Origin of the sequence: Rahnella sp. ChDrAdgB13, from assembly GCF_017655185.1 — a bacterium.
Classification (GTDB): domain Bacteria; phylum Pseudomonadota; class Gammaproteobacteria; order Enterobacterales; family Enterobacteriaceae; genus Rahnella; species Rahnella contaminans.
The window spans coordinates 1-12,971 of the sequence record NZ_JAEMGT010000053.1 but is presented as its reverse complement, the minus strand read 5'-3'; the positions used below and the strand labels follow the sequence as shown (position 1 = coordinate 12,971).

The window sequence follows — 12,971 nt, the reverse complement described above, 5'->3', positions numbered from 1 at the left end:
GACTATGGTTCAGGGGCAGGTTCAGATGCAACAGAAAAGAGAAAATAGCGCACTCAGCGATAAAACACTTTGCCCTAGATCCAAGCTTTCCTGTTATTCCGCCATTATGCCGTTTTTTTCCCTCATGTAACAAATCGGTAAATCGATTCAGCGGGCGGCGTCATGGATGCGATTAATTTCACGCAGCGAAATAATTGTCCGGTTAAATACTAAACCTGGCGCGTAAAATCAATGATGGAGTGGTATAAACTTTGACGTAGCCCACAAAAAAGCACCCCGAAAGGTGCTTTTTTAATCGCTTTTAAGGATGTGGCATTATTGTTGCAATTCTTTTTCCGTAAACAAATCTGCAAACAATGCGGTACTCAGATAGCGTTCGCCGGAGGATGGCAGGATAACGACGATAGTCTTATCGGCAAATTCCGGTTCTTTTGACAATTTCACGGCGGCTTCAACGGCTGCACCGGAAGAAATCCCCGCCAGTATGCCTTCTTCTTCCATCAGGCGACGTGCCATCTGGATTGATTCGTCATTAGTGATCAGCGTGACGCGATCCAGCAGTTCCAGATCCAGGTTGCCCGGAATAAAACCGGCACCGATACCCTGAATTTTGTGCGGGCCTGGTTTTACTTCTTCGCCATTCAGTGTTTGAGTAATTACCGGAGAATCGGTTGGCTCAACGGCTACCAGCGTGACGCTGCTTTTTTTACTTTTCAGATAACGGCCAGTACCTGTGATAGTGCCGCCGGTGCCGACACCTGCAATCAGCACGTCAACCGCGCCATCGGTATCTTCCCAGATTTCCGGGCCGGTGGTTTGTTCGTGGATCGCCGGGTTTGCCGGGTTGCTGAACTGCTGAAGGATGAGGTAACGATCCGGATCGCTGGCCTGAATTTCTTCGGCTTTCGCAATCGCGCCTTTCATGCCTTTCGCGCCTTCTGTCAGAACCAGGTTTGCACCCAGCGCTTTCAGCAGCTTACGGCGTTCAACGCTCATGGTTTCCGGCATGGTCAGCGTGAGTTTATACCCGCGCGCGGCTGCGACGTACGCCAGCGCAATCCCGGTGTTCCCGCTGGTCGGTTCAACCAGTTCGATATCCTTGGTCAGAATGCCGCGTTTTTCAGCATCCCAAATCATGTTCGCGCCGATGCGGCATTTCACGCTGAAGCTCGGGTTACGTGACTCGACCTTAGCCAGAATACGACCATTACCGATACGGTTCAGGCGAACCAGTGGCGTATGGCCAATTGTTAATGAATTGTCTTCATAGATCTTGCTCATAACCCGTCCTTTAACTGTATGAAATATTCACGGTGTGAAGCTTTCAACACTATGAAATTAGTGGGAATCAGAAAAGCATACGCGAACGGCTTTCCGAGTGAAGTAAGGTTTTGGTATTTGCTATACCGATCCGTTATTAAGAAATAAGTTTGGGATAAAAAAGTCAAGCATAGCAAACAGCCGCACGGAGGCGGCTGTTGAGGAAAAAATACAGTTGAAGTGCGGATTGTGCCGCTATTTTCGCGTGGTATTGACGTCGATATTATTTTTTACATACACCACGCGGTAACGGTCGCACCACATGGCAGTGGCCCCGCAAACGGCGACGGGCAGGATCACCAGATTCAGCACCGGAATCATGGTGAACAGGCTGACCAGCGATCCAAACTGCATGTTGTCGATTTTGTTACTGCCGAGCGAGCGGCGCATATCGGCAAAGCTGACTTTATGGTTATCGAACGGGTAGTCGCAATACTGAATCACCACCATCCACGCGCTGAAGAAGAACCACAGCACCGGCGCGATGGTCTGGCCAATCACCGGAATGAAATACAATGCAAACAACAGCACGGCGCGGGGCAAATAATACGCCAGTTTCTGCCATTCGCGTTTCATGATGCGCGGCAGATCTTTCATGATGTCCCAGATACCGCTGTCAGGCAGCGGTTTGCCGGTCAGGCGCGCTTCGAGCTGTTCCGCGAGTAATCCGCTGAACGGCGCGGCTATCCAGTTAGCAATCGTGCTGAAGAAGTAGCTGAACACCAGCAGCACCGAAAGCACGACGATCGGCCAGACCAGATAATCCAGCCAGCTGAGCCAGGCCGGGACTTTACTCATCATCGCCGGGATCCACTCTCCCAATTTGGTAAACAGCCACCAGAACGCGCCGCCCATCAGGACAACGTTCACGGCCAGCGGTAAAATCACAAAACGTCGTATCCCGGGTAAGGAAATGAGCGTCCAGCCCTGCCTGAAATAATGCACGCCGTTTTCCTGTCTGGCGGTTTGCGATGAAGTCATAAACGAAATTTTCTCTCTGAGTTGAATGACATGGGCTATCATATCGGTATGATTTTCCACTGGCTAGCGGTTGATTGGCTGAAAAAACAGCAAAAAAAGGTGCAACTACCCTATTTATTAGCAGAAAGTAGAGTCGAGACTTGCACTTATCTACGTGGGCAAATAGAGTTAATATTGTGAATGTTTGCCGTGGTGGCAATGAATTAGAACAACAGAGATAGCAATGATGCAGGATTTGCGTCTGATATTAATCGTTGTTGGCGCGATCGCCATAATAGCGTTGTTGTTACACGGTTTGTGGACCAGCCGTAAAGAACGCTCTTCGCTTTTTCGTGATCGCCCAGCTAAACGTGTGAAAAAAGAACGGGAGCAATCTCCGTCTGACGATTTTGTCGATGGGGTGGGTGAAGTGCGCGTGCGTCCTGCTTATCCTCAGGATGAACCGACTTTCGGTCAGTATGACGACGAGCCGGAACAGACTGCACCGCCACGTCAGCCGCAGGTTCCACCTGCGCAGCCAGCGCCTGTTGCCCGTCCTCAACAACCGGTTCGCCCGCAGCAACATGCTGTGCAGGAGGACCCGTTGCTCAGTGGCTATTCCGCCGCTGAACCTGAGGCAACGCGTCGCGAACCTGTCGCTGATTTTGCCCCTGAGGTAAAACCGCACGCGCCGGTTCCACCGCAGGAGATTCATGCCGAGGCCGCACCGGCGGCGAAAGCAGAACCTCAGCCAGCGCCTTTTGCGCCTGCTGAAGAAGCGCCGGCAGAGAAAGCTAAACTGAAAGAAACCGTTCTTGTTCTGCACGTTGCAGCGCATCAGGGCGGCGTGATTGGCGGAGAAGTGTTGCTTAACAGCGTGCTTCAGTCCGGCTTCCAGTTTGGCGCTATGAATATTTTCCATCGTCACGTCAGCCCTGCTGGCAGCGGTCCGGTATTGTTCAGTCTGGCCAATATGGTCAAACCGGGGTCGTTTGATCCTGACAATATGTCCGACTTCTCCACCCCTGGCGTTACGTTGTTCATGATGGTGCCTTGCTACGGCGATGCGCATCAGAACTTCAAATTGCTGCTGCAGTCAGCCCAGCGTATTGCCGATGATGTCGGTGCGATGGTGCTTGATGATGAGCGTCGTATGATTACGCCGCAGAAGCTTGAAACGTACAAAGCGCGGATCCGTGAGGTCCTCGAGGCGACCGCCTGATTCTGGCGTTCGTGAAACACCCATTCCCCTAACCCCCGCTTGCCGGGGGTTTTTTATCTCCACGGTGAGTCATGGCCACTATCGAAGAACAGATCAATCATTTACGCACTCAGCTGCGTCATCACGAATATCAGTATCACGTTCTGGATGCCCCGGAAGTGCCGGATGCCGAATATGACCGCTTAATGCGCGAACTGCGCGAGCTGGAAACCGCGCATCCTGAGCTGATTACTACTGACTCGCCGACTCAGCGCGTGGGCGCCGCGCCGCTATCTGCTTTCGAGCAGGTGAAACACCGTGTGCCGATGCTGTCGCTGGACAACGTTTTCGATGAAGAAAGCTATCTGGCGTTTTATAAACGCGTTCAGGACCGGCTGAAAACCGCTGAACCGCTGACATTCTGCTGTGAGCTGAAGCTCGACGGCCTGGCGGTCAGTTTGCTGTATGAGAATGGCGAACTGGTGCAGGCGGCAACGCGGGGTGACGGCACAACAGGCGAGAACATCACGGCCAATGTGCGCACTATCCGCGCCATTCCGCTGCGCCTGCACGGTGACAATATTCCTGAGCGTCTGGAAGTGCGTGGCGAAGTCTTTATGCCGCAGCCGGGCTTTGAAGCGATGAATGAGGAAGCACGGCGCACCGGCGGGAAAGTGTTCGCGAACCCGCGTAATGCGGCGGCAGGTTCTTTGCGCCAGCTCGATCCGCGTATCACGGCTAAACGCCCGCTGACCTTCTTCTGCTACGGTGTTGGCCTGCTGGAAGGCGGTGAACTACCACGCAGCCACTATGAACGCCTGCAACAATTCAAAGCCTGGGGATTACCGGTCAGCGACCGTGTCCGTGTGTGCACCGGCAGCGATGATGTGCTGGCGTTTTACCGTCAGGTTGAAGCCGATCGCCCGTCGCTCGGTTTTGATATCGACGGCGTGGTGGTCAAAATTGATTCCCTGGATATTCAGGAAACGCTGGGCTTTGTGGCGCGCGCACCGCGCTGGGCAACGGCGTTTAAATTCCCGGCGCAGGAACAGATTACGCTGGTGAAAGACGTGGAGTTTCAGGTCGGGCGTACCGGCGCAATCACGCCGGTGGCACGTCTGGAGCCGGTGCTGGTCGCGGGCGTGATGGTCAGTAACGCCACACTGCATAATGCGGATGAAATCGAGCGGCTGGGTCTGCGTATAGGCGATACTGTGATTGTCCGCCGTGCCGGTGATGTTATCCCGCAGGTGGTGGGTGTCGTGCTGGATGAACGTCCTGAGGATGCCCGTGAAGTGGTTTTCCCAACGCATTGCCCGGTCTGTCATTCAGACGTTGAGCGTGTCGAAGGCGAAGCCGTAGCGCGTTGTACCGCTGGCCTGATTTGTGGCGCGCAGCGCAAAGAGGCGCTGAAGCATTTCGTTTCCCGCCGCGCGCTGGACGTTGACGGTATGGGCGACAAAATTATCGATCAGCTGGTGGAAAAAGAGTACGTCAAAAACCCGGCGGATCTGTTTCGTCTGACCGCAGGAAAGCTCACCGGGCTGGATCGCATGGGGCCTAAATCTGCCCAAAATGTAGTGAATGCGCTGGAAAAAGCCAAAGAAACTACGCTGGGGCGATTCCTCTACGCGCTCGGTATTCGTGAAGTCGGCGAAGCCACGGCGGCCAATCTGGCAGCGCATTACGGTTCGGTGGAAGCCTTGCGGGCTGCAGATATTGAATCGCTGAAAACCGTACAGGATGTCGGTGAAGTGGTCGCAAAACACGTGGTGAATTTCCTGTCGGAAGAGCATAACCAGCAGGTGATTGATGAGCTGTTAAGCCCCGAAATCAACATTCACTGGCCGGAAGTGCAGGTGATTGTGCCGGAAGAAATCGACAGTCCGTTTGCCGGTAAAACCGTGGTGCTGACAGGATCGTTGTCCATTTTGTCGCGCGATGAAGCGAAAGATCGTCTGACTGCGCTGGGGGCAAAAGTGTCCGGCAGCGTGTCGAAGAAAACCGATCTGGTGATCGCCGGTGAAGCGGCGGGATCAAAACTGGCGAAAGCGCAGGAACTTGGCATCGAAGTCATCGACGAAGCGGAGATGATCCGCCTGCTGGGCGACTAAAATGGAAAAAGAAGATCTGATTAAAATCGCCAATACAGTGATGCCTTTTGGCAAATATGCCGGAAGGGTGATGATTGATTTGCCTGAGGAATATCTGCTGTGGTTCGCCCGCAAAGATGAATTTCCGGAGGGGAAACTCGGCGAGCTGATGCAACTGACGTTGGCGATTAAAAGCGAAGGGCTGCAAAGCCTGATTAATCCGCTGCGCCGTAACGGGCCGGGCTTGGGCGGTACGGACGAATAACAACGTTTCATGCTGATGCTAAAGGCGCTGATTTCAGCGCCTTTTTTTTGCCATTACTCCGCCACCTGCGCCTGTCTGAGCGCCACTTCCTTTTGCTTTCTCTGATAGCGTTTCGCCAGCACCGCGCAGGTCATCAGTTGCACCTGATGGAAAATCATCAGCGGCAGAACCATCATGCCAATCGCACTGACCGGGAAGAGGATATTGGCCATCGGAATACCGTTCGCCAGGCTCTTTTTGGAACCGCAGAACACAATGGTAATTTCATCCGGTTTACTGAACCCCAGCCAGCGTGCGGCGTAGGTATTGATCACCAGAATAATGGCCAGCAGCACCAGACTGAATACCACGATAAACAGCAGCGAACCGAGACCCACCTGATGCCAGATCCCCTGCGTGACGGCTTCACTGAACGCGGAGTACACCACCAGAAGGATCGACGTCTGGTCGGTTTTACCGATTATCTTACGGTGACGTTCCACAAAGCCACCGATCAGCGGACGCAGCAAATGCCCGGCAATAAACGGCACCAGCAGTTGCAGAACGATATGCCCGACCTGCGCCAGACCATTACCGGTTTCGCCCTGAACGTGCATCAGCAAACTGACCAGCAGCGGCGATACAAATATCCCCAGCAGGCTGGACGCCGACGCGCTGCACACCGCCGCCGCGACGTTTCCGCCCGCCAGAGAGGTAAATGCGATAGCTGACTGAACGGTCGCCGGCAAAATACACAGATACACAAATCCGCTGTAAATCTGCGGGCTGACATCGACCGGATGCCACCACTGGAACAGCAGGCCGAGGATCGGGAACAGAATGAAGGTGCTGAACATCACCCACAAATGCAGCCGCCAGTTATTGCTGCCCTGAAAAATGGCTGCGCGCGACAGCTTGGCGCCGTGCATAAAGAACAACAAGCCGATGGCGAAAATAGTCAGATTGTTGAAAAAGGCGACAAACATCCCGCTGGCAGGAAAGAATGTGGCGAGTAAAACGGTGGCGATCAGCGTTAAGGTGAAACGATCGGGTAAGAAGCGCATGCAGATTCTCTGAAAAGTCGTAATGGAATTCCGCTATTTTGGGCGCTTGCGATACAATTAAAAAATTGATTTATTTAATGCATTGATGTGGAAAATTCATGAATTACTCTCTCAGACAGCTTCGGGTTTTTGTTGCGGTAGCGCGCTATGGCAGTTTCAGCCGGGCAGGGGAAGCGATCGGTCTTTCACAGTCTGCCGTCAGCCACAGTATGAAAGAGCTGGAAGCCGAAATGGGCGTCCGGTTGCTGGACCGCACAACGCGGGAAGTTGTGCTGACCAGCGCGGGGCTGAGTTTGTCAAAGCGGGTGGAGCCGTTGCTCGATGAACTGCACGCAATGCTGCTCGATACCCGGAGCTTCGGAACACAGCACAATGGCCGCGTCAGAATCGCCTCCAGCCAGACCATTTCCGCGCAACTGATGCCGCAATGTATCTCCAGCGGGCAGGCACAATATCCCGATATTCGCATTTTGCTGCGCGACCAGGCGCAGCAGCTGGTGCTGAGCAGTGTGAGAAATGCGGAAGTGGATTTCGGCATTGTGATCGACCCTGGTGAGAGCACGGATCTCGACTGTGAGCCGATCTTGCATGAGCCTTTTTTGCTGTTGTGCCGCGAGGATCATCCTTTTGCCGTACAAACGGCTGTCGGCTGGCCGTCGCTTAACGGTTGCAAACTGGTGTTGCAGGACTACGCTTCAGGTAGCCGGATACTCATCGACGGCGCGCTGAAAGCGCAGAAAGTGAAGGCGGAAATCGTGCAGGAAATTGGTCATCCGGCCACGTTATTCCCGATGGTTGAAGCAGGCATTGGAATCAGCGTGTTGCCCGCACTGGCGCTGCCGATGCCAGAAGGCAGCCGTCTGGTCATAAAACCGCTGGTGCCGGAAATTAACCGCGTACTGATGCTGGTGAAACGCAAAAACCGTTCGCTCTCGCCGGCGGCGCAGGCCATCTGGCAAGTCGTGAAAGAACAGGCGGATTTACTGAGGGAAAAACGCAGCCAGCAGGGCGTTTACAGCTTCTGACGTCTTGCTGGCTGTTTGGATATTTACTGCGATCAGACGTAGATATCGATGGCGTTCGTGTCGGACGGTTTGTTCACGCCTTCTTTCTTCGTTTCAGCGGCGGCTTGTTGCTGCTGTTGCTGCTGAAGCGCTTTCTGAGCTTGCTGCTGTTCGATTTGCGCAATTTGCTGTTGCAGCAATTCGATCTGTTGTTGCAGAAGTTCCTGTTGTTGCTGAACATCTTCAGTGCTGCCGCCTGAGCTGCTCAGGTTTTTAACCTGTTCAGTCAGCTTCGCAATCTGTTTGGTTAACTGAGCAATCTGGCTTGAGCTGCCGGAGTCACTGGTGGACGCCGAGCTCACCGAACTGCTGGTGGCGCTGATAGTAGTCATAATACCTCACTGTGTTGTCATAACGGTGCTGCCATAAAATTTTGCACGTAAGAGTGCTTAACAGGTATCGGCAGCCATCAGCCCGGCTTTACTGAGTTTTCATATTCCTTACAGTGTTAACGCATTTCTTGCACTCTCAGCTCCGGCCATAACGCCAGCCAGCCTTTGTCATTCACGCGTTGCGCGAAAACAGAAGGGATGGCGTGGCGCGGATTCGGCGTGATAATAAAGGCAAACAGCGCTTCCAGCCCTAAAGGCGCGATCAGTTCAATTTGCCCGTCGGCGTTAATTCTCGCGCCGATGGCGGTTTCCACTTCCACCCAATGACTCATCGCTTCTGCGCTGGAAGAATAGGGCGCGTGCCCGTGACGCTCATGCATCCGCGCCTGATTTTTCACCGACCAGGGTAATTCGGGCGAATCTTTCATCAGACGCTGTTCGTAGCGTTCGTCAGCCTGCGCGCTGCAATCCTCGCGATTGAAATACACCACGTCGATGTCATTGAGCGGCGTGGCTTGCGCGTGGCCATGCAGCCGGTCCCAGACCAGATTGCGGATGAATCCCGCCGCCAGCCACGCATCATTGAGTTCCAGCTCCCTGACCTGCAAAAGTGCTTTCAGGTGCAGCGGCTCCTCTGCCAGCCAGGTTGTAATTTGTTGTTCCATTTCCGTCACGCGAAACCTCCCGTTTTGTTGAGCTCAAATTGTAGCGTCTGTGGATGACATTTTCCCACGCACCGTTTCGGGCAATGCCCTTTACTTCGGCGCGCCAAAATGAAGCAAGCCGCCCCGTGGCCAGGCTACAGGCCGCGCCGGCTCTGCCTTTCTTAAGTGGTACAGCCTTTGCAATATCCCCTGCGGGCAAAACAGCTGAAATACTCTTCGAACAATAATTGCATTATCACCGGGCAGGGGATCACATATGCAAACCACGAAAGTCACACCTGTTTTAAAGCGTACGCTGGGCAGTTTTAAACTTTGGGGCATTGCCGTCGGGCTGGTTATTTCCGGCGAATATTTTGGCTGGAGTTACGGCTGGGCGCAGGCGGGCACGCTGGGATTTCTTATTACCGCGCTGGTGATTGCCGCCATGTATTGCGCCTTTATCTTTAGTTTCACTGAACTTACCACATCGATTCCGCATGCGGGCGGGCCTTTCGCTTACGCTTACCGCGCATTCGGCCCGACGGGCGGTTTTGTCGCCGGATTTGCCACGCTGGTGGAATTTGTTTTTGCGCCGCCCGCGATAGCCATGGCGATTGGGGCCTATCTCAACGTGCAGTTTCCGGCGATTGAACCGAAATGGGTGGCGGTCGGCGCGTACATTGTCTTTATGGTGCTCAACATACTGGGCGTCAGCATTGCGGCAACGTTCGAATTGCTGGTGACGTTACTGGCAATATTCGAATTGCTGGTCTTTATGGGCGTCGTTGCACCGGGTTTTGAGATATCGAACTTTGTACACGGCGGCTGGGCGGGCAGCGATACCTTCAGCCCGGCGGCATTCTCCGGCATTTTCGCCGCCATTCCTTTTGCCATCTGGTTCTTTCTGGCAATTGAAGGCGCGTCGATGGCCGCAGAAGAAGCCAAGGATCCGCAGCGTACCATTCCGAAAGCGTTTATCGGCGGGATCCTGACCCTGACAGTTCTCGCGCTGGGCGTCATGCTGTTTGCCGGTGGCGTGGGCGACTGGACCAAACTTTCGAACATCAACGACCCGTTACCGCAGGCGATGAAACTGATTGTCGGCAGCAACAGTGGCTGGTTACACATGCTGGTCTGGCTGGGGCTGTTCGGCCTGATCGCGTCATTCCACGGCATCATCATGGGTTATTCACGGCAGATTTTTGCGCTGGCGCGGGCGGGTTATCTGCCTAAACGCCTGTCGAGCGTGAATGCGCGTTTCCAGACGCCGCATCTGGGCATTATTGCCGGTGGTATTGTCGGCATTGCAGCGATTTTCTCTGATTCCCTGATTGTAATTGGCGGGCAACCGCTGACGGCGAATATCGTGACAATGTCGGTGTTTGGCGCGATTGTGATGTATATCATTTCGATGGCGGCGCTGTTCAAACTGCGTCGCAGCGAACCGAACCTGATCCGTCCGTTCCGTGCGCCACTCTATCCTTTTGCGCCAGCACTGGCGCTGGTGCTGGCGGTAGTCTGTCTTATCGCTATGATCTACTACAACACCTTATTGTTTATGATCTTCGCCGCCATGATGTTGCTGGCTTACGCCTGGTTCCGCCTGACCCATCAGGCTCGCGCTGATGCCGCTGAAGATCTGCAATTACGCGGGCTACAGCCGGGTCCGGCCAAAAATGGCAAATAATCCGGCCTGCTAAGGAGTGCTATGTTTCAGACGACATTGAGCCACCGCCGCTATCAGTTTGCGGATTTACGCGAACTGATGGCAAAAGCGTCCCCCGCACGGTCGGGGGATTATCTGGCCGAAGTGGCGGCCGCCAGCGCGGAAGAGCGTATGGCGGCAAAAATGGCGCTGGCGGAGGTTCCGCTCAAGACGTTCCTGCAACAACTGCTGGTGCCTTATGAAGAGGATGAAGTCACCCGGCTGATTATTGATACGCACGACGTCACGGCGTTTGCCGCGATTTCCCATCTGACCGTGGGCGATTTCCGTGACTGGCTGCTCAGTGAAAAAACCGACAGCTTCACGCTGGCCGCCGTGGCAAAGGGCATTACGCCGGAAATGGCGGCGGCTGTCAGTAAGCTGATGCGCAATCAGGACCTGATCTTGGTGGCAAAAAAATGCCGGGTGATCACCAAATTCCGCAATACCCTCGGGCTGCCGGGTCACATGAGCGTGCGGCTGCAACCCAATCATCCTACCGATAATTTGCAGGGCATTGCGGCCAGCATGCTCGACGGTTTGCTTTACGGCTCCGGCGACGCGGTGATTGGTATCAATCCCGCCAGTGACAGTTTGCCGTTGCTGGAAAATCTCAATTACATGCTTGATGACATCATTTCGCGATTCGAGATCCCGACGCAATCCTGCGTACTGACGCACGTCACCAATACCATCAAACTGGTGGAGCGCGGCGCACCGGTCGATCTGGTCTTTCAGTCGATAGCGGGAACGGAAGCGGCGAACAGCGGTTTCGGCATTAATCTGGCGCTGCTGGCGGAAGCGCAACAGGCGGCGCTCAGCCTGAAACGCGGAACGCTGGGTGACAACGTGATGTATTTCGAAACCGGGCAGGGTAGCTGTTTATCCGCCAATGCGCATTTCGGGGTCGATCAGCAAACCTGCGAGGCGCGTGCCTACGCCATCGCCCGCCATTTTTCCCCGTTGCTGATTAACACCGTGGTCGGTTTTATCGGGCCGGAATATCTGTATGACGGCAAACAAATTATCCGCGCCGGTCTGGAAGACCATTTCTGCGGAAAATTGCTGGGCGTGCCGCTCGGCTGCGATGTGTGTTACACCAACCACGCCGAAGCCGATCAGGACGATATGGACACTTTGCTGACGCTGCTGGGCGCCGCCGGGCTGACGTTCCTGATTGGCGTGCCGGGCGCTGATGACATCATGCTTAACTATCAGAGCACCTCTTTCCATGACGCGCTGTACATCCGCGAATTACTCGGGCTGAAACATGCGCCGGAATTTGCCGTCTGGCTGGAGAAAATGAAAATAATCGATCCGCAGGGCGCGTTGCAGGATACCCGCGCATCGCATCCTTTACTGCGCCAGTTACCGCAACTCAACTGAGGTCTGCGCTGATGAAGAAAGAAAAAGAGCAGGGGTTATCGCCGCTGGTGCATAACAACCCGTGGGAGACATTGCGCCAGTTTACCGCCGCACGTATTGCGCTGGGACGAACCGGTTCGAGCCTGCCGACGGATGAACTGCTGCGTTTTGGTCTGGCTCACGCGCAGGCGCGGGACGCGGTGCATCAGCCGTTCGATAGCCAGTCGCTCAAGCCGGAATTATTTGCACTGGGACTGGAAACCCTGACTGTCGCCAGCGCTGCGCCTGACAGGGCAACGTATCTGTGCCGGCCAGATCTCGGGCGCAGATTGTCCGAAAATAGCCGTCAGGCTTTGCAGCGGCTGACGGCGGAGCCCGCCGACGTGGTACTGGTGATTGCCGACGGGTTGTCATCAAAAGCTGTTCACCGGCAGGCTGTGCCGCTGATTGCAGCGTTATTGCCGTATCTGCGTACCCTTGAGCTGAAATTAGGACCGGTGGTGCTGGCACATCAGTCGCGGGTCGCGCTGGGCGATGACATCGCGCAGGCAATGAAAGCCAGAGCGGTGGCGATTCTGATTGGAGAACGTCCGGGTTTATCTTCACCGGACAGTCTCGGGATTTACATGACCTGGGGGCCGCACACCAAAAGGCTGGAATCGGAACGCAATTGTATTTCGAATGTGCGCCCGGAAGGACTGAACTATCCGCAGGCGGCTTTTAAGCTGGCATGGCTGCTCGAACAATCGTTTCAGCGCAAATTATCGGGCGTGAACCTGAAGGATGAAAGCGATAACCCGGCGCTGCACAATAAAGTGGTGCCGATGTTTAAGCTGGAGTAGGGGAGGGGAAAGGGTTACCGAAGTACAGATGCGAAAAAAGCGCCTAAAGGCGCTTTTCTCTGAATTGGTGGGCCGTGCTGGATTCGAACCAGCGACCAATTGATTAAAAGTCAACTGCTCTACCAACTGAGCTAACG

General features: G+C 54.5%; 12 protein-coding genes. 7 read left to right on the top strand and 5 right to left on the bottom strand.

All coding sequences use genetic code 11. The annotated features are described in order from the left end of the window. Nucleotides 1-315: 315 nt before the first annotated feature. Together cysK and cysZ are read right to left on the bottom strand one after the other, a co-directional pair. Nucleotides 316-1,281, bottom strand: coding sequence for a cysteine synthase A (cysK, locus tag J8X26_RS15000; protein ID WP_152324514.1), 966 nt, complete (start codon nt 1,279-1,281; stop codon nt 316-318). Between the two features lie 234 nt (nt 1,282-1,515). Next, nucleotides 1,516-2,301: a sulfate transporter CysZ gene (gene cysZ, locus J8X26_RS14995; protein ID WP_152324513.1), complete on the bottom strand. Its 786-nt coding sequence runs from the start codon at nt 2,299-2,301 to the stop codon at nt 1,516-1,518. Nucleotides 2,302-2,524: 223 nt separating this feature from the next. Here cysZ and zipA point away from each other — a divergent pair, with 223 nt between their 5' ends. The 3 genes from zipA to J8X26_RS14980 all read left to right on the top strand — a co-directional run bounded on the left by zipA (nt 2,525) and on the right by J8X26_RS14980 (nt 5,839). Then, nucleotides 2,525-3,502, top strand: a complete 978-nt coding sequence (gene zipA, locus J8X26_RS14990; RefSeq protein WP_165058432.1) for a cell division protein ZipA — start codon at nt 2,525-2,527, stop codon at nt 3,500-3,502. 71 nt (nt 3,503-3,573) lie between these two features. Next, entirely contained in the window at nt 3,574-5,595 is a 2,022-nt protein-coding gene (gene ligA / locus J8X26_RS14985) for an NAD-dependent DNA ligase LigA (protein ID WP_208951292.1), read from the top strand. A 1-nt stretch (nt 5,596) separates the two neighbouring features. Continuing rightward, nucleotides 5,597-5,839, top strand: coding sequence for a DUF3820 family protein (locus J8X26_RS14980; protein WP_208951291.1), 243 nt, complete (start codon nt 5,597-5,599; stop codon nt 5,837-5,839). Nucleotides 5,840-5,892: 53 nt separating this feature from the next. On the opposite strand, the gene J8X26_RS14975 is transcribed toward J8X26_RS14980, so the two are convergent. Continuing rightward, on the bottom strand, nt 5,893-6,882 hold the full coding sequence (locus J8X26_RS14975) for a bile acid:sodium symporter family protein (RefSeq protein ID WP_208951290.1): 990 nt from the start codon (nt 6,880-6,882) through the stop codon (nt 5,893-5,895). A gap of 98 nt (nt 6,883-6,980) precedes the next feature. On the opposite strand from J8X26_RS14975, the gene J8X26_RS14970 reads away from it, so the two are divergent. After that, nucleotides 6,981-7,907 (top strand): LysR family transcriptional regulator, encoded by a 927-nt coding sequence (locus tag J8X26_RS14970; RefSeq protein ID WP_208951289.1) that lies wholly within the window; start codon nt 6,981-6,983, stop codon nt 7,905-7,907. 32 nt (nt 7,908-7,939) lie between these two features. Here the strand turns inward: J8X26_RS14970 and J8X26_RS14965 are convergent, their stop codons facing one another. Both J8X26_RS14965 and J8X26_RS14960 read right to left on the bottom strand, forming a co-directional pair. Continuing rightward, nucleotides 7,940-8,278: a FlxA-like family protein gene (locus J8X26_RS14965; protein WP_152324507.1), complete on the bottom strand. Its 339-nt coding sequence runs from the start codon at nt 8,276-8,278 to the stop codon at nt 7,940-7,942. Nucleotides 8,279-8,394: 116 nt separating this feature from the next. Continuing rightward, on the bottom strand, nt 8,395-8,943 hold the full coding sequence (locus J8X26_RS14960) for a nucleotidyltransferase family protein (RefSeq protein ID WP_208951304.1): 549 nt from the start codon (nt 8,941-8,943) through the stop codon (nt 8,395-8,397). Nucleotides 8,944-9,199: 256 nt separating this feature from the next. On the opposite strand from J8X26_RS14960, the gene eat reads away from it, so the two are divergent. The 3 genes from eat to eutC are packed head-to-tail and all read left to right on the top strand — an operon-like array spanning nt 9,200 to nt 12,834. Next, entirely contained in the window at nt 9,200-10,609 is a 1,410-nt protein-coding gene (gene eat, locus J8X26_RS14955; protein ID WP_208951288.1) for an ethanolamine permease, read from the top strand. A gap of 21 nt (nt 10,610-10,630) precedes the next feature. Next, nucleotides 10,631-12,013 (top strand): ethanolamine ammonia-lyase subunit EutB, encoded by a 1,383-nt coding sequence (locus J8X26_RS14950; protein WP_208951287.1) that lies wholly within the window; start codon nt 10,631-10,633, stop codon nt 12,011-12,013. An 11-nt stretch (nt 12,014-12,024) separates the two neighbouring features. After that, entirely contained in the window at nt 12,025-12,834 is an 810-nt protein-coding gene (eutC, locus tag J8X26_RS14945) for an ethanolamine ammonia-lyase subunit EutC (RefSeq protein ID WP_208951286.1), read from the top strand. The last annotated feature ends 137 nt before the right edge of the window (nt 12,835-12,971 follow it).